The sequence below is a fragment of the Gordonibacter massiliensis (ex Traore et al. 2017) genome (assembly GCF_019731765.1).
GTDB lineage: Bacteria > Actinomycetota > Coriobacteriia > Coriobacteriales > Eggerthellaceae > Gordonibacter > Gordonibacter massiliensis.
Window position 1 is genome coordinate 191,745 of record NZ_JAASIO010000004.1, and the last position, 18,996, is coordinate 210,740.

The window sequence follows — 18,996 nt, forward strand, 5'->3', positions numbered from 1 at the left end:
GTGGCCGAATCTTTTACGCCTGAACGCGTTGTCGTTACTGGTGGAGCTGGGTTCATCGGCTCGAACTTCGTGCATTGGGTGATGGAGAATCAGCCGGGCGTGCATGTGACGGTGCTTGATGCACTTACCTATGCGGGAAATCTTGAGAACTTGAAAGGCATTCCAGATGATCGCATGACGTTCGTGCATGGTGACGTTTGCGATACCGAGTTGGTCGACCGCCTGCTCTCAGAAAACGATGCTTGCGTTCATTTTGCCGCTGAAAGTCACAACGATAACTCCATCGTCGATCCGGCGCCGTTCGTACGCACCAACGTACAGGGCACGTATACCTTGCTTGAGGCCGCTCGCAAATATGATGTGCGTTTTCATCATATTTCTACTGACGAAGTGTACGGCGATCTAGCGCTCGACGATCCGACGCGCTTTACCGAGGAGACCCCTTATCACCCATCAAGTCCTTATAGCTCCACCAAGGCGAGTTCCGATATGCTTGTTCGCGCGTGGACACGTACATATGGTATACGCGCCACGATATCGAACTGTTCGAATAACTATGGACCTTACCAGCATATCGAGAAGTTCATTCCGCGTCAGATCACGAATATTCTCTGCGGCTTGAGTCCCAAGCTCTATGGAGATGGATTGAACGTCCGCGATTGGATACACACCGAGGATCACAGCTCGGCAGTATGGAGGATTCTCACCTGCGGGCGGGTGGGGGAAACCTACCTTATTGGCGCCGATGGCGAGAAGAACAACATCGACGTGCTGCGTGCCATTTTGGAAGGCATGGGTAAAGAGCCGGATGATTTCGTTTGGGTTCGCGATCGTCCCGGCCACGACCGACGCTATGCTATCGACTCCTCCAAGCTCTGTCACGAGCTGGGTTGGAAACCCAAGCATATCGATTTCGCGCAAGGCCTGGCAGCGACAATCCGTTGGTACCAGGACAATGAAGCATGGTGGAGCCCTCTGAAAAAGGCTACCGAGGCGAAATACGCCAAGCAGGGACAATAGGGAGAGTGTGAAATGGCCAAAGGAGACCAGGTCAAAAGCGGTAATTTCACCTTCACAAAAACCTCTATCGAGGGTGTTGCTGTGGTTGATGTGCGGACATACGGCGACGAGCGCGGCTATTTTATGGAGACATACAAGAAAACCGACTTTGCGGTAGGCGGGATCGATGTCGATTTTGTTCAGGATAATCAATCCTCGAGTACGAAAGGCGTGCTGCGCGGGCTGCATTTTCAGATAAATCATCCTCAGAGCAAGCTCGTGCGCGTGGTTTCAGGCGAGGTTTTCGACGTTGCGGTTGACCTACGGGCAGGCAGCCCTACTTATGGTGCTTGGGAGGGGGTGGTTCTCTCGGCCGAGAACCGCCGCCAGTTTTTCATTCCGCGTGGATTTGCGCACGGTTTTCTGGTTCTATCCGACACGGCCGAGTTCTGCTACAAGTGTGATGACGAGTATCATCCAAACGACGAGGGCGGTCTCAGATGGAATGATCCTTCCATCGATATAGAATGGCCGTCGCTGCAGGGAGATGCGTCGTTCGACGAGTCGAAGATCGTGCTGAGCGACAAGGACAAGGTTCAGCCGTTGCTCGTTGATCTTTAGAAAGTTTGGAGCTAAGGCGAACAATCACATGCGAATCAAAACAATCGGCATGCTTCGAGGGTCGGCGAAAGGGTACGTTGTCTTTCGCGTGACAGATGTTCCCTCTGCCGGCCTCGAGGGTTTCTATGCGCGGGTTCGGACCTCTGACAATGGGGAGCTGCCGTGCGCCGAGTATGTGCTCCGAGATGGTGCTTGCAGAGACGAAGCGAGGGTCGTCGTGACGTTCCCGCTTTTCGAGAGCGCCTCGATCCACATCTTCTTTTCAACTGTAGACGAAAAGGGTAACGCGGTTGAGCTTGGGAATATCGGTGTTTCAAGGCTCATGCTCAAATGGTGTTCACGTGGCATGCGTCGTGTCAACCCCGGATTGTGCGAACGAGTTCTACGAGTCGAGGCGGAAAGCATTGAGGAGAAGCGCAATCGGGTTGAGATCGTACAGGTGTTCGATTGTGACGAGGGTCTTGTATACCGTGCGTGGATTCAGGGTGGGGGCCAAGATGCGCTCGATATAATTTTACGCGACGGTAGGGGAAAGCTTCTTCCATCAAGTGTTCAAGTTATCGAGGAGGGTGAGGAGGGCTCCGAGCGGCGATGTTGTGTTATTTCCTTCTTGGTGGGCAAAACGCTCAAGGTGTTCAGCGTCGAATTTCCCGGTTGCGGTTTCGATGCAATCGATGCACCCAAGTCTAACGAGCTCGCGGGCGTGCGGGATGGCATGATGATTAATCCGGCGATCGACGAGCGCTATTCCGAAAAGGTGGGATCGGTCGCGGACGAATGGGTGCATTGCCGTGAAACGAACGCAGAGCCCATGAAAAAAAAGGTGTCCTTCAGCATCATAGTCCCTCTGTATCGCACTCCCGGGCAATACCTTAAGGAAATGGTCGACTCGGTGGTGGGGCAAAGTTACGACGCTTGGGAGCTTGTTCTGGTGAACGCAAGCCCCGAATGCGACGACATCGACCAGGTTCTAGGGGAATACCGCGACCCTCGGATACGAGTGGTTAAGCTGGAATGCAATCTCGGCATTTCCGGCAACACCAATGCCGGTATTGCTGTCGCTTCTGGCGATTATCTGGCGTTCCTCGATCATGACGACATACTGGCCCCTTCGCTTCTGTTCGAATATGCCCGTGAGATTGCGAAAGACCCTAGGGTGGATATTCTGTACTGCGATGAGGACAGCTTTTCTTTGAGAGCGGGTCCTAGGTTTTCTCCCTTGTTCAAGCCGGATCTCAATAGAGCTTTGCTGTATTCCCATAATTACGTCGTACATTGCCTCGCTGTGAGCAAAAGGGTTCTGGAAAAAGTCGAACTTTCGTCAAGTGCGGTCGACGGAGCTCAAGACTACGATCTTACGCTCAAGGCGCTCGACTATGCGGAGGTGTGCAAGCATGTACCCAAGGTGCTCTATCATTGGCGGGTTCATGCCGGGTCGACCAATGGCGGATCGGTAGAAAGCAAGCCTTATGTGATACAGGCAGGTAAGCGAGCGCTGTCATGTGGGTTTGAGCGACGAAGGGTCATCGCGAATGTCAAGCCTTCGAGAATCTCCTGCGTCTATCGCATTGATATGGGCAATTGCGAGCACGGCACGCTTGCTTTAGTTCTGGTGTATAGCGATAGTTTACAAGCGGAGCGATTCTTGCATTCGATGAAGAAAGAGCTTGCGGAAGCGGATAGCTTGATTATCGTGGGTAAAGGGGCCGAGCTCCTCGCTTTCCGCGAGGACGGAACGATACCTTTCGAATCCGTCCGAGCGGTTGAATGGGGCGAGCCCTATGATTATGCGTCTATGGTGAACAAGGCTCTGGAAAGCGTTACTGAGGAGTACGTGTGGATCTGCCGGGATGGTATCCGCAGTGTGGGAGAGTCTCATATAGGCAATCTGATCGGTTGGCTTGCTCAAGGAGAGGCGGGCATTGTTGCTCCTAAGCTCGTGTACCCAGACGGGCTCGTTCAACACGCGGGGCTTTGCATTGAAAGCGACGGTTCGATCGGCTATCTAAATCAAAATTTTACGACTTCTATGGGGGGTGGGTATTTGGGTATTGCCGAGTGCTGCTGCGCGTATAGCGCGGTGGCACCCGATAGCTTTCTGTGCAAGCGAAAAACTCTCTTCGAGGTGGGCGGTTTGAAGCGTTATGGATCCAATGTTGTGGCTTCTGTCGTGGATCTATGCTTCAAGGTCAGAAGTAAGGGCGGGCACGTGGTGGTGCTGCCTGAATCCATTCTCAAAAACTACACTCACGTTATCAGAGCTGATGAGAAGGAGGACTCTCTTTCATCTAAGAACGCTGAAATCATTCGTTTGTGGCGAATATGGGGCGACGAGTATCGCTGTGACGTGTTGCGTAATCCCAACGTATGCATTGATCACGCGTACTTTCAGCTAGGAGAAGCTTACTTTGATCCAAATGAGGCAAGCTAACCGCCGTAGTTGCTGTAAGCCTCGCATACGTCATCTACGGAACCTATCATTTTCATTTTGCTTTTTTCGATCCAAAGGACACGATTGCAAAGACGCTCTATTTGTTCGGTTGAATGCGACACGATGAGAACCGTGGTGCCGTGCTCGATCATTGCGTTGATTCGATCTTCGCATTTTTTCTGAAAGAGGAAGTCGCCCACGGAAAGCACTTCGTCAACGATAAGCAAATCTGGCTCAGTCACTGTGGCGATGGCGAAGGCGATGCGGGCAACCATGCCCGAAGAGTAGTTCTTAAGGGGCATTTGCATGAAGTCACGCAGCTCGGCGAAATCAATGATCTCATCAAGGTGCTCATCGATGAATTTTCGCGAGTGACCCAGTAGGGCTCCGTTGAGATAAATGTTTTCGCGTGCGGTCAGCTCAGAATCGAAGCCGGCTCCAAGCTCGATTAACGGCGAAATTGACCCCTGTACGGTACAAGATCCCATCGTGGGCTGTAATACGCCCGCAATCATTTTCAAAAGTGTTGACTTGCCGGAGCCGTTGGTGCCTACCAAGCCGAATACGTCGCCTTTGTTTACGGTGAAACTGACGTCATCAACGGCAATAAATTCCTTGAACATAAGTTCGCGTCGGGCGATCTTAATAAAATACTCCTTCAAGCTTTGCATTTTTTCGTTGGCGATGTTAAACACCATCGAGGCGTTTTTGACAATTACCACAGGTTCGTCAGCTTGGGTGATGTTGTCGGTGGGTATAGTCATGTCGATTGCCTCACACGTAGAGGATGAACTTCTTTTCGAGCTTTTTAAACACCAAAAAACCTACCGTAAAGGTAACAGCTGCAAATACGGCGCAGAGGCCAAGCTCTGTGCTTAGGGGCAGATCGGACGGTAATGGAATGCCGGTGACCATTTGCCTGAACGCTGAAACAAAATGATACATGGGGTTGAACTGGACGAGGGTGTATACCCAACCTAAGCCGTTGCCGGCTAATGCATCATAGGGCCAAAAGATGGGAGTGAAATAAAACCATACGGTCATGAGCACACCCCATAGGTGCATGACGTCTCGAAAAAAAACAGATAGGGATGACAAGAGGTATCCGACGCCGAGCGTAAAAACAGTTAGGAGCAATACGAGCACGGGTGCAGCCAGCGTTTTCCAACTCGGTATCATGCCAAAAAACACGAGTACCGCCGCAACGGCAATGAGTGAGAAGAAAAAATTTACAACGGTGAACAAAACCTTTTCAGTAGGGAAGACCATTTTAGCGACGCGGACTTTTTTGATAAGCGGTGCGGCTTCAATAATAGAACCCATGGCTCCGTTTGTGCCGTCTTGAAAAATGGAGAAAATGGTTTGTCCGAGAATCAGGTAAACGGCAAAAGGATACATGTCGAACTGGAATCGGAAAATGTTGCTGAAGATGAGAACCATAACTATCATCATGAGCAGAGGATTTAACATACTCCACGCTACGCCTAAAACGGAACGACGGTACTTTAGTTTGAAGTCCTTCGATATCAAATTCATCAAAAGATATAAGTTGTTTTGGTTTTTTTTGCGTTGCTTAGGTTTCGAAGCCGTAAGGCCCTGCATGCGTATTCCCTTCATGATGAGATTAAGCTTTCCCCATCTCAATGAGCATTGACCCCTATTTTAGTTGCTTTTGACCGGATGCAGTAGGGGACTCACGGTTTAGGCACAAGATAACAAAGCCCCTTCAACCGCCCCTTTGACTCTTGGTTATGTCTCGGCAACAGCAAAGGATTTTGCATGCTCGATTCCGCTAGCACTCATTTGCCGCCTGTTCGCGCGGAGCGCTTCTTCAGGTAGGTCGTCACGTTGTAGAGCGTGTGGGAGAAGCCGTTGATGCCGAGGTTGTACAGCCCTTGCGACACCAGCCCCTTCGCGTAGGCCAGCTTGTTGATGGGCGGGCAGGGAATGCCGCGCAGCTCGGCGAAGAGGCGCTTGCATCCTGGCGACACCTCGTTATCGCTGAACACCAGGTCGGAATCCATGCGCTCGAACATGGAGATGGCTGCCTCTCGCACTTCCTCGTGAGAAAGGTCCACTTCCTCGATGATTCCTGAAAGGTAGGTGAATCCGCGGCTGTTGTGGGCGCGCAGGATGCGCTTGTCGGTGACGCCCAGGCGCTCCAGCACGTCCATCATGTCGTTCCAGCGCTCGAGCGGCAGAAGCGTGTTCTTGTGCGCGAACGCCGCAGACTTCTCTGGCGTTTCCTCGCGGTAGCAGTAGTAGGGCGTGTCAAAGTAGCCGATGCGGTCGGTTTGGCAAAGCGTCTCCACCAGAAACGGGTTATCGGCCCAGCCGGCTCCGGGGATCTCCTTGAAGCGGATGCCTCGGTCTTTCAGAAACGACGCGCGATAGATGGCCGACCAGATGGAGGGGTGGTGCGTTAACAAGTGCGCGGCGTCGGTGATGGCGAACGGCTGGCGAGGCGGGTTGACGCGCTTTTTGTAACTGCAGTTCAGTTTGCGCTGTTCGGGCGTGTCGGGCATCCAGATGCGCCAATAAGGTGTTTTTACGATATCGAGTGGAGTGCCGGCTTCTTCGATGTCTGCGGCGAACGCCAGCATGTCCGCATACATGCTGGCCTCGATCCAATCGTCGGGTTCCACGACGGAGATCCACTCGCCGTGCGCTTCGTCCATGCCGCGGTTGCAGGTGGCCCCGTACCCTTGGTTCTGCTTGTCTATCACCGCGATGCGGCTGTCGCGTGCGGCGTGCGCCTGCATGATGGAAAGGGAATTGTCGGTGGAGCCATCGTTCAGCAGGATGATCTCAAGGTTTCGGTAGGTCTGCTTTTCGATGCTGTCCAGGCATTGCTCCAAATACGGCTCCGCGTTCATGATAGGGACGATAACCGATACGAGCGCGTTCGATGGGTTCATGCGTATTCCTTTGGTTTGCTCTGTTCAAACGTATACATAATAGCGTAAAAGTCGGGGTGCCACTCCGGCCGATGTGGAGCATGTGCAGAGAAACATGTACTATAATCGTCGGATAAGAAACATCGATTTCGCGGGGAAGGCGAGGGGGATCTTTGAAAGCGCTTTGCATCATCCCGGCGCATAACGAGGAGGAGTCGCTTGAAAAAACCGTCGACGATTTGCGGACGGTCAATCCCGACGTCGATTTCCTCGTTGTGAACGACGGATCTACCGATGCGACCGGCGAGATATGCAGGCGGAACTCCTATCCCTTCCTCGACTTGCCCATCAATCTGGGGCTCTCCGGTGCGTTCCAAGCGGGCATGCGCTATGCGTATCGCTATGGCTATGATTGCGCGGTGCAGTTCGACGCCGATGGGCAGCATTGCGCCGAATACGTTGCCGCATTGGTCGAAGAGGCGAAGGCGGGCGACATTGTCATCGGCTCCCGTTTCGTGACCGAGAAACGACCCGTTTCCCTACGCATGCTCGGCAGCGTCATGATCGAGAAGGCCATAAGGATCACCACGGGATCGGTCATCAAAGACCCGACCTCCGGCATGAGGGCGTTCAACAAGAGAATGATCGTGCTGTTCGCTAAAGAGCTAAATTTCGGACCCGAGCCCGATACGGTTTCCTATCTGATCAAGCATGCACACGCCAAGGTTTCCGAGGTTCCGGTGAAGATGCGGGAAAGAAGCGCGGGGGAAAGCTATTTCAATTTCAAAAGCTCCATGCTTTATATGCTCAGGATGACGACCTCTATTCTCCTGATTCAGCTTTTTCGCAAGGATCTCAAAGGGGATCTCGCATGATGACGTTAACGCTGCGCATTGTTCTTGTGGTGGCATCTGCGCTAGTGCTGGTGCTCGTCGTTCGCAAGATAAGGAACTCCAAAGTTCGTTTGGAAGACACCCTGTTTTGGCTTTTGCTTGCGTTCGCTCTGTTGGTGGTGAGCATATTTCCCCAAATCTTCGACTTCTTGTCTGAAGCTGCGGGCATTTACTCAACGACGAACTTCGTGTTCCTTTTCTTCATATTCGTGCTATTGATAAAATGCTTCACCATGGGCATACAGATTTCGCAGCTCGACATCCGGGTCAAGGAACTCACCCAATACCTTGCGATCGAGAAATTCGAACGAAGAATGAACGACGAGGGGATAATTGACGGATGCGAATCCAAGGACAAAACCAACGCTAAGGCGGGCTCTGAGGTGGAAAAGGCAAGCTGAGCAGAATTACGCGAAATCGCCGCTAGGCGTCCTTGCCGTCCTCCACAAACACGCCCTCTTGCTTGAACACGGTCGAGAACGTCTTGAAGAAAATCTTCACGTCTAAGGGGAAGCTCATGGTGCGCACGTACTCCACGTCCATCTTCAGGCGGTCGTGCCAGGGGAGGGAGTTGCGGCCGTAGACGGCGGCGTAGCCGGTCACGCCGGGCTTCACGGTGAGCTTGAGGGGCTCGTCGCCCTCGTAGAGCTCGGTCTCGCGGCGCAGGTCGGGGCGGGGGCCCACGACGCTCATGTCGCCTTTCAGCACGTTCAGGAACTGGGGCATCTCGTCTAGGCTCGTCTTGCGCATGAAGGCGCCCACGCGGGTCATGCGCGGGTCGTCGGCGCCGTTGTAGGTGGAGCCGTCCTCCATGACCAGATCGGGGGCGTTCACGCGCATGGAGCGCAGCTTGTACATCTTGAAGTCGCGGCCGTCCTTACCGACGCGCGGGGCGTTGTAGAACACGGGGCCCTTGTCCTCGAAGTGGATGAACGGCGCCAGCACCGCTATGATCAGCAGCACGAACGGCAGCGCCACCACGCCGATCACCAGGTCGCAAACGCGTTTTCCGAACCGCGCGTACATCAGCGGATGCCCTCCGCCTCGAGCGCGGCCCAGGCGCGGTGGACCGCTTCGACGACGTAGTCGACGTCTTCGTCGGAGAGCAGCGTGTGCAGCGGCAGCGTGACCTCGTTCTCGAACTGGCCGCGCGCATTAGGGAAGTCGGCGATGTCGAAACCGAGGTCGCGGTACGCGGTGAGCATAGGCAGCGGTTTGTAGTGCACGTTCGCGGACACGCCGTCGTCGGCCAACCGCTCGATGAGCGCGTTGCGGAACGCCGAGGTCTTGCCCGGCAGCCGCACGAGCATGAGGTGCCCGCTCGATTCGTTGCCGTCGCCGTAGTGTTGCAGCACGTTCACGCCCAAGTCGGCCAAGCCCGCCTCGTAACGTTCCACCAGCTCTCGCCGACGGGCGAGCAGGGCGGGATAGCGGCGCAGTTGCGCCAGACCCAGCGCGGCCTGCAGGTCGGTCATGTTGCACTTCCAACCGGGGAAGGCGATGTCGTACTCCCAGGCGCCGGCGCGCGTCTTCGACAGCGCGTCTTTCGTCTGGCCGTGCAGCGCCATGAGCATGAATTGGCGGTAAAGCTCGTCGGAGTCGAACGCCCCCGCGCGCCACGCCAGGGCGCCGCCCTCGGCGGTGGTGAGGTTCTTCACGGCATGGAACGAGAAGGCGGTGAAGTCGGCCACGGTGCCCGAGGAGCGGCCTTCTTGCACGGCGCCGAGGGAGTGCGCGGCGTCCGCCAGCACGACGACGCGGTCGAACGCGCGCTGCAGCTGGGTCGCGGGCTTCCAACGGTCGCGCGCGCCGTCCAGCGCGGCGAAGAGGCGCTGGTAATCAACCATGCGTCCGGCGATGTCCACGGGAATGACGGCGCGCGTCCGATCCGTCACCAGGGACGGCAGCGCGTCGTAGTCCATTTCGTAGCTGTCCGGCGCCACGTCGCACAGAACCGGTGTCGCGCCCACGTGGCAGATGACCGAGCAGGAGGCGGTGTAGGTGTAGGCGCTCGTGATAACCTCGTCGCCCGGTCCCACGCCCAGCGCCCGCAGCGCGCACTCGAGCGCGGCCGTGGCCGATGCGAAGGTCGCCACGCGCTCGGCTCCGGTGAAGGCGGCTAGCTCGCGCTCGAATTCCTTCGTTTTCGGGCCGGTGGTTATCCACCCGCTCTTCAGCGCGTCGACCACCTCGTCGATTTCCGCCTGCGTGATGTCGGGCGGCGAAAACGAAACGCGTCTCTGCTCGGTCAAGATAAGGCTCCTTGCTTGCTCAAACGGTCGCACCGCTTCGAGGCGGCGCGGCGAAACTCATATTCTGACGCGCCCGCGCCGTTTTGGCGAGGGCGCTCGGTGGAAATCACAGCAGCGTGCGCAGCAAATCCACGATCTCGCGGTACGAGCGCGGCTGGTCGAACTCGCGCTCGGCCACGGCGCGCGCCTTGGCTCCCATGATCTTGCGCAGCGAGGCGTGCCCGGCAAGGGTCGCTATCTCGTCGGCCAGCGCCCGCGGATCCTCGGCCTGCACGTTCACGCCGAAGCCGTCGGCGGTCACTTTGCCGCGGAACTCGGGGCTCGACCCGGTGTTGATCATGGGCTTGCCGCTTGCCAGGTAATCGCCGATCTTCGTGACGATGCTCTGCGCGGCGGACCTCACGAGCGAGTTCACCGTGATGTCCGAGGCGCACAGGTAAGCGGCCATGTGCCCGTAGTCCTGGTAACCCAGGAAGTCCACCGGGGCGTTCAGCTCCCGTGCGAGCGCCTCCAGCTTCTCGCGGTCGGGACCGTCGCCCAGGACCTTCACGCGCACGGGCGGCGCGGCTGACGCGGCGGTTCTGCGATCGCAGCCGGCATCGCCTGCCAGGTCGACGGCCTTCGCGAGCCGTTCCTGCTCGAGCAGTGCGGCGGCCCTCACGAGCGTGGCCACGTCGTAGCTCGCTCCGAGCGTTCCCGCGTACGTGGCCCACACCTCGCCTGCGGGCTTCTCGACCTCGCTCGCATGCTCGCGCGCGCCTGCGTCGAAAGCGGCCAGGTCGTTACCGACATACACGGTGACGTGAGGGTAGGGCCTCTCGCGGTCGGCGGCCGGCCGCGCGGCGTACTCGTCGGACGTGCCAACGGCGCCGGCGAGCAGCTGGTAGACGCGCTTCGCGTCGCGCGCGAAGGGGTAGAACGCTACGTCGCTCACCACGGGGATGTTCACCACCATGCGCATGGCCTCGGGCCACAGATCGTTGATGTCGGCCACGAACGGGATGCCCTGCGCGTCGGCCGCCTCCGCGCAGACGCGGGCGACGTCGTTCGGCGGGATCTCCGCGTAGACGAGGTCGTAGGCACCGGCGTTGCGCGCGAAGTGCTCGCGCAGGTTCTTGGCGGCCACGCGGTGGCTGCGGATGCGCCCGAGGTCGAGGTTGCGCGTGTAGCCCGGCTCCTCGACGAACACGATGCGGTAGGGGAGCCCCTGGTAGCATGCCTTCGAGCAGTCGCGCTGGGCCTTTTCCCAATGCTGGAACGTCGACGTGATGAGGTCGACGGAGAAACCTTCGCGGGCGAGCAGCTCCGATAGGAAGCGGAAGCGCGTGTAGCCGCGTGTCTCGTCGCCCAGCTTCACGCCCATCGTCACGACGGCGATGCGCTTGGGCTTGCGACCGCCGCGCTCGGCAGGGCGCAGCGGTCGCAAGGACGCGGCGCGCCCGTCGTCCGACGCTCCGTCAGCTGCTTCCACCGTGTTCGTTTGCTGGGAATTCGTATCCATAACCGGATCATTATACCAAGCGAGCGGTCGCCGCCGACCGAGAACCGCAAGGCATCCCGGTCGCTCCACAAGAAGAGGTTGCGTCGAGAGCCGTTGCGACGTGGGGCCGGTTTGGTCGCCTCGTAGGGCCTGTATCAAAAGTCGTCAAAATGCGCGTTTCTCGTAGTCGCCCCGTAGGGCAAGGGCTCTGCCCTTGCCGTCTGCCTGCGGAAGCGTCTCTTGTTGAGCGGCAAGGGCAGAGCCCTTGCCCTACACGAATAGCGAAAACGACACTTTTGATACAGCCGCCTACGGCGCGTTGGCTCCGACAACCCGGTCGCTGCGGACTGCTGATCGTTCGCCGACGGGGCCCTACCGCTTCTCCGCTGGCTCCTTCGCCACGAGCACGGGGACGTCGGCCGAGCGCAGCACCCCGTAGCTCACGCTGCCCAGCATGCCGCGCAGCACGCCCAGGCCGCGCGAGCCCATGACGATGAGGTCGCAGCCGTGGTCGTGCGCGTAGTCGTTGATGCCGTCCACGACGGACGGCGCGTTCACGGCCGTCACCTCCACGGGGTTGGGAAGGCCGTCGAGCAGGTCGCCGATGGCCCGGTCCATGTCGTCCCTCTCGCGGGCGAGCGTCGCCTCGGCGAGCTTCCGGTACAGCTCGGGGTCGACGGCGAGCGGCGGAACGCTCTCGTAGGGGTTCGCCTCCAGGCCGAGCGACGGCGGCATCTCTGACAGGTAGACGATGTCGACGACGTGCAGGCGGATGCCCGGATCCTCCTCGGCGAGGCCCTTGGCTATCTCGAGCGCCCGCACGGCGTGCTCGGATTTGTCGAACGGCACAAGGATGTTGGAGAACTTCATGGCCACCTCCGTCTTGTCGCGGCAACGCCTGATGAAACGACTGCAGTATACCATGGGCGTTCCGACTCGCGCCGTGCTCGAAGAGCCGACGGCCGCCCCGTGGTGGTTCCGGGCGCGGCCGTGCGGTTCGATGGGGCGGGCCCGCCTTCCGCGGGCCGGGCCGACTTAGTCGTCTAGCGAGCTCAAGGCCGTTTTCACGGATTCGTAGGCGATGCGGACGGGCTCCATGCGCGCCTTCGCGCCCGCGGAATCGCCCTCGCGCAGCGCGGCGTTCACGTCGCTGATGGCCGCGTAGAGATCGGCGAACGAGAGGTTTCCGGCCACCCCTTTGAGGGTGTGGGCCTCGCGCAGGGCCGTCGCGTCGTCGCCGTCGGCAAGAGCCTGCTCGAGCGCGGCGAAGTGGGTGTCGTCGAGGAACTTGGAGGCAAGCCGCTCGAAGAGCGCCTCGTTGCCGCCGAAGCGGTCCATAGCCTCGTCGTAATCGATGCCGTTTCTTTTCAACGCTTCCGCGTGTATTGACGTCATGGGGTGCCCCCGCCTCTCGTTGTGCGCAGTACGTTCGCCCACCGCGTGCCACGATGGATGGGTAACCAAGTATAACCTTTTCGCGCTGAGAATGAACGATGACATGCGTCCGTCACGCGTGCGTTACCGGCTCGTGTCCTTGTCGTCCACGCGCCGTTGCACGGGCCTTCGACACGTTCGATCATATGACGTTGCAAAAACCTAGTTATATGAACAATAGATAACCAATGATGAAATAATCGCATAGGCGAGAACGCCCTCTCCGTCTTGACAGGGTGCGCGCATCACGTAAGATACACATCTATGAGTTCTCTTTTCGTGCATACCATGGACATGATGATGCCCAAGCCTGGGTTGGTCGGACTGCGCGCCGACGCTCAGGCCTAGCTTCCACGCGGCTTCGTTCCATCGAACGGCCGCACGTTTCCGCACGCGAGCACGAACGAGACGATTGAGAATCCCATGATCCAGCTCGAACACCTGAACAAGACCTACGACGGCGCCGCCGGCGCGGCCCACCATGCGCTCTCCGACGTGAGCCTGACCATCGAGGACGGCGACGTCTTCGGCATCATCGGCGCGTCGGGCGCGGGCAAGTCGACGCTCGTCCGCTGCATCAACCTGCTGGAGCGTCCCACCGCGGGACGCGTCGTCATCGACGGCGCGGACGTGACGAACCTCAAGGGCAAGGAGCTGCTGCGCCTTCGCGCGTCCATCGGCATGATCTTCCAGAACTTCAGCCTGTTCCAACAGCGCACGGTGCTCGGCAACGTCATGTTCCCGTTGGAGCTGCGCCGCGAGAAGAGGGACGCCGCCGAGAGGCGCGCCCGCGAGCTTCTGGAGCTGGTGGAGCTGGGGGACAAGGTCGACCGGTACCCCAGCCAGCTCTCCGGCGGGCAGCAGCAGCGCGTGGCCATCGCCCGCGCGCTGGCGAACAGCCCCAAGGTCATGCTCTGCGACGAGGCCACGAGCGCGCTCGACACGCGTACGACGGTGTCCATCCTGGACCTTCTGGCCGACATCAACAAGGAGCTGGGCGTGACGATGGTGGTCATCACGCATTCGCTGGCCGTGGCGAAGAAGATATGCAACCGCATCGCGGTCATCGACGCGGGCCGCATCGTGGAGGAGGGGAGCACGGCCGACGTGTTCTCCAGCCCGCAAAGCCCCGTGACGCGCGAGCTGCTGGAGTACGACAGCCTGTCGGGGGATCCGGGCGCCTGGCGGGAGCCCAAGGAGCCGGCGGGCAACCGTCTGGACGATCCGGCGATCATGTCATCCCTGGCGCCCATAGGCGCCCCGCTCAACCCGATCATGGTCACGCGCGGCGAGCTGGAGGGGGAATAGCATGGAGTTCCTCGCATCGTTCTTCGACCAGTACGGCTTGCTGCTCGCCCAGGGCACGGGGGACACCATCGTCATGTCCGTGGCCGCTACGATCTTCGCCTACGTTATCGGCATCCCGCTCGGCGTGGCGCTCGTGGTCACGGCTCCGGGCGGCTTGCGCCCGCATCGCGTGCTGAACGCGGTGCTCGGCTGGATCACGAACATCGGCCGCTCCGTTCCGTTCATCATCCTGTTGGTGGTGCTCATCCCGGTGACGCGCTGGATCGTGGGCACGTCGCTGGGCGTGCCGGGCGCCGTCGTGCCCCTCACGGTGGCCGCCGCGCCCTTCGTGGGGCGCATGGTGGAGCAAAGCCTCGCCGAGGTCGACGGCGGCCTGGTGGAGGCTGCGCAGAGCTTCGGCGCCGGCGTGTGGCAGATCGTGGCGAAGGTGTTCTTGCGCGAGAGCCTGCCGTCGCTCATCCGCGGCGCGTCCATCGCGTTCATCACGCTGTTCGGCTACTCGGCCATGGCCGGTATGGTGGGCGCGGGCGGTTTGGGCGACATCGCCATCCGCTACGGCTACCAGCGCTACCAGGGCGACGTGATGGTGGCGGCGCTCATCCTGTGCATCGTGCTGGTGCAGGTGGTGCAGAGCCTGGGCAACCTGCTGGCCCGCAAAGTCGACAAGCGGCGCTAGAGAGAACCGGCAGCCTGCCGGCACCGGAGCCAGCCGACGGCGCGGACGGCCCTGGCGCCCGATCTTGCGGCGATGCCGAGGGTCCGCGCACCGAGAAGAGAGCTCGACGATATTTGAAACCTCATAGGGAAGGGACTACGAACATGAGAATCAGAACCATCGCGAAAGCGGTCGCCACGGTGGCCGTGGCCGGCGCCGCGCTCGCCGCGTTTGCGGGCTGCGGAGGGGCGGCGGGCGCGAAGATCGCCGTGCCGTCCGATCCGACGAACGAGGCGCGCGCCCTGCTGCTTCTGCAGGACCAGGGCCTGATCACGCTGAAGGACGGCGCGGGCCTCTCGGCCACGAAGAACGATATCGCCGACAACCCGCACAACATCGAGATCGTGGAGATGGAGGCCGCCTCGCTTCCCTCGACGCTGCCCGACGTGGACATGGCCGTCATCAACGGCAACTACGCCATCAGCGGCGGCATCGACGTCTCGTCGGCCGTGGCGCGCGAGGACGCCGCGTCCGAGGCCGCCGACAAGTACGCCAACGTGGTGGCCGTGCGCGAGGGCGATGAGGGCAGCGACAAGATCAAGGCGCTCGTCACGGCGCTGCAGAGCGCCACGGCGCGCCAGTACATGGAGGACACGTACGCCGGCCAGGTGGTGCCGCTCGATGTGCCCGGCAACGTCGAGATCGAGGACGCGAAGGACGGTGACGCGCGCATCCTGGTGGGCGCCTCGCCCGCCCCGCACGCCGAGATCCTCGAGCAGGTGCGCGGCATCCTCGCGAACCACGGCTACACGCTGGAGGTCAAGGAGTTCTCCGACTACATCCAGCCGAACGTGGCGCTGGCCGACGGCGAGCTCGACGCGAACTACTTCCAGCACATCACGTACCTGGAGGACTACAACGCCGAGAACGGCACGACGCTCGTGTCCGCCGGCAAGATCCACTTCGAGCCGCTGGGCCTGTACCCCGGCAAGACCGCGAGCATCGAGGGTCTGAAGAAGTAGGGGGTCCGCCGGCCTGCCGGTTGGCGGAACCGTGCGGCATCGAGAGACGCGCGCTCCTCCGGGGGCGCGCGTCTTGTTTGTGCGACGGATCGAAAAACCTGTTCCATCTCGCGGAATTCGTTGGTCGGTGTCGGCGTAACGAAACCGAAACGTCATGCCGTATAATGGTTGCTTGAGAGAAAGGACCTCCTCATGACCGCGAACCCCGACCAAGACTTTGTTCTCAAGACCGTGAAGAGCCGCGACGTCCACTTCGTCCGCTTCTGGTTCACCGACGTGCTGGGCACCATGAAGTCGTTCGCCGTCGTGCCGAACGAGCTGGACGACGCCTTCGCCGACGGCATGGGCTTCGACGGCAGCTGCATCGAGGGGTTCTGCCGCACGCAGGAGTCCGACATGCTGGCCTATCCGGACGCCTCCACGTTCCAGGTGCTGCCGTGGCGTCCGGAGAGCAACGCGGTCGCGCGCATGTTCTGCGCCGTGCGCACGCCCGACGGCCGGCCCTTCGAAGGCGACCCGCGCCATGTGCTCGCGCGCACGGTGGAGAAGGCCCAGGAGATGGGCTACGTGTTCAACGTCGGCCCCGAGCTGGAGTTCTACTACTTCAAGGACGCCGAGGGCACCGAGGTGCTCGACCGGGGCGGCTACTTCGACCTCACGAGCCTCGACTACGCCTCCGACCTGCGCCGCGACACGGTGCTCACGCTGGAGAAGATGGGCATTCCGGTGGAGTACTCCCACCACGAGAACGGTCCGTCCCAGCACGAGATAGACCTGCGCTTCACCGACGCGCTGTCCATGGCCGACGCGGTCATGACGTACAAGCTGGTGGTGAAGGAAATAGCCATGAAGCACGGCGTGTACGCGTCGTTCATGCCCAAGCCCATGGCGGACGAGCCGGGCAGCGGCATGCACGTGCACCAGAGCCTGTTCGACTTCGACGGCAACAACGCGTTCTACGACCCCGAAGACCCTCAGGGCTACCACCTGTCGAAGGTGGCGAAGCATTACGTCGCGGGCCTTTTGAAGTACGCGCCCGAGTTCTGCGTCGTCACGAACCAGTACGTGAACTCCTACAAGCGCCTCATCTCCGGCGGCGAGGCTCCCACGTACCTGTCGTGGGCGAGCAGCAACCGCTCCACGCTCGTGCGCATTCCCGGCTACCGCCCGAACCGAGAGGACGCCTGCCGCATCGAGCTGCGCAGCCCCGACCCGGCCGCGAACCCCTACCTGGCCTTCGCCGTCATGCTGGCCGCCGGCCTCAAGGGCGTCGAGGACGAGCTGGAGCTGCAACCCCCCACCGAGGACCGGGACCTGTTCTCGCTTCCGCGCCAGGACCTGCGTCGCCAGGGCTTCCAAACGCTGCCCGAGAGCCTGGGCGAGGCCGTGGAGCTGTTCGCCGAATCGGAGCTCATGCGCGAGACGCTGGGCGAGCACATCCATTCGTACCTCGTGGCCGCGAAGCGCGCCGAGTGGAACGACTACCAGGGCAATGTGAGCGCCTGGGAGCGCGACCGCTACCTGGCGGTGCTGTAGCCGTGGGCGGGTCGGAAGGGCGGAGGCTCTGACATGAGGAAATCGGTTATTTTCGTCGCCGACAGCTTGGACAACGCGCACAAGTTCCAGCAGGTGCTCTCCGGCCTCGACGTGGACGTGGCCGCCGGATCCTCCGCGCAGTTCAAGAAGCTGCTGTCGCAGCATCCCGGCTACGACCTCGTCATCTACGAGGCGCGCGGCGAGGCGCTGGGCTGCGTGGCGCAGGCCGAGTCCCTGCTGCTCGAGGACGGCTCCGCGGCGCTGCTCGTGATCGTGGGCGAGGACCAGCTAGGGGAGTTCCGCCTGCCCGTACAGGTGAAAAGCGACTTCGTCGTGCACGGCGCCAGCTCCGACGAGTGCGCCGCACGCATCCGCCAGTTGCTGTGGCCCGGCAACGAGAGCTCCGCGTCCGACTTCATCGCGGTCGACTCCATGACCATCAACCTGGCCACCTACCAGGTGAACGTGGCCGGCGAGCCCCTCGACCTCACGTACCTCGAGTACGCCCTGCTCGCCTTCCTCGTGACCCATCCCGGCCGCACGTACTCCCGCGACGCCCTCCTGCGCCGCGTGTGGGGGTTCGACTACTACGGCGGCTCGCGCACGGTCGACGTCCACGTCCGCCGCGTCCGCGCCAAACTGGGGCCCGACCTGTCCCAGCACCTGGAAACCGTCCGTGGTGTGGGCTACCTCTGGAGCGCCTAGCGCCTCCGGACTTCCGCGGCCTCGCAGGTCGAATCCCTCTCACCAAGGTGCAGAGTTAGTTGCCCCCGCCCGGTGACCTCTCAACATCCTTTTGGCCTTTTCCATGGCTTATTGCAGGGTTCGTTCAACCCGTCCGGCCGGCGCTCGGGGAGCCGTTTCGATTCCCCGCTCCGCTGCTCATGCGAAGGCCTTGTTCGCTTTTGGCGAACAGGGCCTTCGCATTCGTGCGCTGCGCTCCTTCATGCTTTATACGATGCGCCCTCCGGGCGCAAAACAGGAACAGTGTTCAGAAGGAATCGAAACGGCTCCCCGAGTGCCGGCCTTGCCGCAGGTTGTTCGACTGCGAACCAGTAGGAGCGAGCCCGGCGAGGGGTTCCGGGCCCTTCCGAACACCACCATCCGCGCCCGCAGGGCGCATACCAAAGCATGAGGGAGCGCAGCGCACGAGCACGTATCCCCTGATCGCAAAAGCGATCAGGGGATACGGGAGCAGCGGAGCGGGGGCCTGGAACCCCTCGCCGGACTCGCTCCGGGCAGGTCGGTCGAGATGGGGGACGTGGGGCTGAGGGCGGAATGGGAGGGCCGTCGTGAGATATTCTGGTGAGGGGGTTCAACCTGCAAGCCGTCAGGGGGCTGGGCGCCGGAAGACCCGGCGCGTCGAAGCGGTTCGAGCGCGAAGTCCCGTTGCGGTTTTCTGTTTCTCGGCTCTCGGTCGGGTTCGGTGCGCGGCCCTTGAACTATACTGGTCGATCAGAAACCAAGC

Annotated in this window: 18 protein-coding genes; 10 read left to right on the forward strand and 8 right to left on the reverse strand. The window is 60.4% G+C overall.

Translation table 11 applies throughout. The annotated features are described in order from the left end of the window. The 3 genes from rfbB to HCH03_RS06820 are packed head-to-tail and all read left to right on the forward strand — an operon-like array spanning position 1 to position 4,051. Positions 1 to 1,020, forward strand: coding sequence for a dTDP-glucose 4,6-dehydratase (rfbB, locus tag HCH03_RS06810; protein ID WP_221688884.1), 1,020 nt, complete (start codon positions 1 to 3; stop codon positions 1,018 to 1,020). Between the two features lie 12 nt (positions 1,021 to 1,032). Then, complete coding sequence (gene rfbC, locus HCH03_RS06815; RefSeq protein ID WP_221688885.1) at positions 1,033 to 1,620, forward strand: dTDP-4-dehydrorhamnose 3,5-epimerase; 588 nt, start codon at positions 1,033 to 1,035, stop codon at positions 1,618 to 1,620. A 28-nt stretch (positions 1,621 to 1,648) separates the two neighbouring features. Next, positions 1,649 to 4,051, forward strand: a complete 2,403-nt coding sequence (locus tag HCH03_RS06820) for a glycosyltransferase (RefSeq protein ID WP_221688886.1) — start codon at positions 1,649 to 1,651, stop codon at positions 4,049 to 4,051. Here the strand turns inward: HCH03_RS06820 and HCH03_RS06825 are convergent. From HCH03_RS06825 to HCH03_RS06835, 3 genes are all read right to left on the reverse strand, one after another. Beyond that, positions 4,048 to 4,815: an ABC transporter ATP-binding protein gene (locus HCH03_RS06825; RefSeq protein WP_221688887.1), complete on the reverse strand. Its 768-nt coding sequence runs from the start codon at positions 4,813 to 4,815 to the stop codon at positions 4,048 to 4,050. The two genes, HCH03_RS06820 and HCH03_RS06825, sit on opposite strands and share 4 nt — an antisense overlap. A gap of 10 nt (positions 4,816 to 4,825) precedes the next feature. Further along, complete coding sequence (locus HCH03_RS06830; RefSeq protein ID WP_221688888.1) at positions 4,826 to 5,653, reverse strand: ABC transporter permease; 828 nt, start codon at positions 5,651 to 5,653, stop codon at positions 4,826 to 4,828. A gap of 197 nt (positions 5,654 to 5,850) precedes the next feature. Then, the gene (locus tag HCH03_RS06835; protein WP_221688889.1) at positions 5,851 to 6,969 is read right to left on the reverse strand and encodes a glycosyltransferase family 2 protein; all 1,119 of its coding nucleotides are present in this window, start codon (positions 6,967 to 6,969) and stop codon (positions 5,851 to 5,853) included. 152 nt (positions 6,970 to 7,121) lie between these two features. On the opposite strand from HCH03_RS06835, the gene HCH03_RS06840 reads away from it, so the two are divergent. Continuing rightward, on the forward strand, positions 7,122 to 7,823 hold the full coding sequence (locus HCH03_RS06840; protein WP_221688890.1) for a glycosyltransferase family 2 protein: 702 nt from the start codon (positions 7,122 to 7,124) through the stop codon (positions 7,821 to 7,823). Continuing rightward, a complete protein-coding gene (locus tag HCH03_RS06845; RefSeq protein WP_246599805.1) occupies positions 7,820 to 8,242 on the forward strand; it encodes a DUF2304 domain-containing protein in 423 nt (140 codons plus the stop codon). The genes HCH03_RS06840 and HCH03_RS06845 overlap by 4 nt, the downstream gene beginning before the upstream one ends. Before the next feature lie 22 nt (positions 8,243 to 8,264). On the opposite strand, the gene HCH03_RS06850 is transcribed toward HCH03_RS06845, so the two are convergent. From HCH03_RS06850 to HCH03_RS06870, 5 genes are all read right to left on the reverse strand, one after another. Continuing rightward, the gene (locus HCH03_RS06850) at positions 8,265 to 8,867 is read right to left on the reverse strand and encodes a sugar transferase (RefSeq protein WP_221688891.1); all 603 of its coding nucleotides are present in this window, start codon (positions 8,865 to 8,867) and stop codon (positions 8,265 to 8,267) included. Then, positions 8,867 to 10,093, reverse strand: a complete 1,227-nt coding sequence (locus HCH03_RS06855) for a DegT/DnrJ/EryC1/StrS family aminotransferase (RefSeq protein WP_221688892.1) — start codon at positions 10,091 to 10,093, stop codon at positions 8,867 to 8,869. Before HCH03_RS06855 ends, HCH03_RS06850 begins: the two co-directional genes overlap by 1 nt. Positions 10,094 to 10,199: 106 nt before the next feature. Then, positions 10,200 to 11,594 (reverse strand): glycosyltransferase, encoded by a 1,395-nt coding sequence (locus tag HCH03_RS06860; protein WP_246599806.1) that lies wholly within the window; start codon positions 11,592 to 11,594, stop codon positions 10,200 to 10,202. Positions 11,595 to 11,945: 351 nt separating this feature from the next. Beyond that, positions 11,946 to 12,497: a universal stress protein gene (locus HCH03_RS06865; protein ID WP_246599808.1), complete on the reverse strand. Its 552-nt coding sequence runs from the start codon at positions 12,495 to 12,497 to the stop codon at positions 11,946 to 11,948. 111 nt (positions 12,498 to 12,608) lie between these two features. Next, the gene (locus HCH03_RS06870; protein WP_221688893.1) at positions 12,609 to 12,968 is read right to left on the reverse strand and encodes an Hpt domain-containing protein; all 360 of its coding nucleotides are present in this window, start codon (positions 12,966 to 12,968) and stop codon (positions 12,609 to 12,611) included. 462 nt (positions 12,969 to 13,430) lie between these two features. On the opposite strand from HCH03_RS06870, the gene HCH03_RS06875 reads away from it, so the two are divergent. The 5 genes from HCH03_RS06875 to HCH03_RS06895 all read left to right on the forward strand — a co-directional run bounded on the left by HCH03_RS06875 (position 13,431) and on the right by HCH03_RS06895 (position 18,233). Next, positions 13,431 to 14,315 (forward strand): methionine ABC transporter ATP-binding protein, encoded by an 885-nt coding sequence (locus HCH03_RS06875; RefSeq protein WP_221688894.1) that lies wholly within the window; start codon positions 13,431 to 13,433, stop codon positions 14,313 to 14,315. 1 nt (position 14,316) lies between these two features. Beyond that, positions 14,317 to 14,991, forward strand: coding sequence for a methionine ABC transporter permease (locus HCH03_RS06880; RefSeq protein ID WP_080143460.1), 675 nt, complete (start codon positions 14,317 to 14,319; stop codon positions 14,989 to 14,991). 143 nt (positions 14,992 to 15,134) lie between these two features. Beyond that, positions 15,135 to 15,992: a MetQ/NlpA family ABC transporter substrate-binding protein gene (locus HCH03_RS06885; RefSeq protein WP_221688895.1), complete on the forward strand. Its 858-nt coding sequence runs from the start codon at positions 15,135 to 15,137 to the stop codon at positions 15,990 to 15,992. 192 nt (positions 15,993 to 16,184) lie between these two features. Then, a complete protein-coding gene (gene glnA / locus HCH03_RS06890) occupies positions 16,185 to 17,528 on the forward strand; it encodes a type I glutamate--ammonia ligase (protein WP_221688896.1) in 1,344 nt (447 codons plus the stop codon). Positions 17,529 to 17,561: 33 nt separating this feature from the next. After that, positions 17,562 to 18,233, forward strand: a complete 672-nt coding sequence (locus HCH03_RS06895; protein WP_080143457.1) for a winged helix family transcriptional regulator — start codon at positions 17,562 to 17,564, stop codon at positions 18,231 to 18,233. Positions 18,234 to 18,996: the final 763 nt, after the last annotated feature.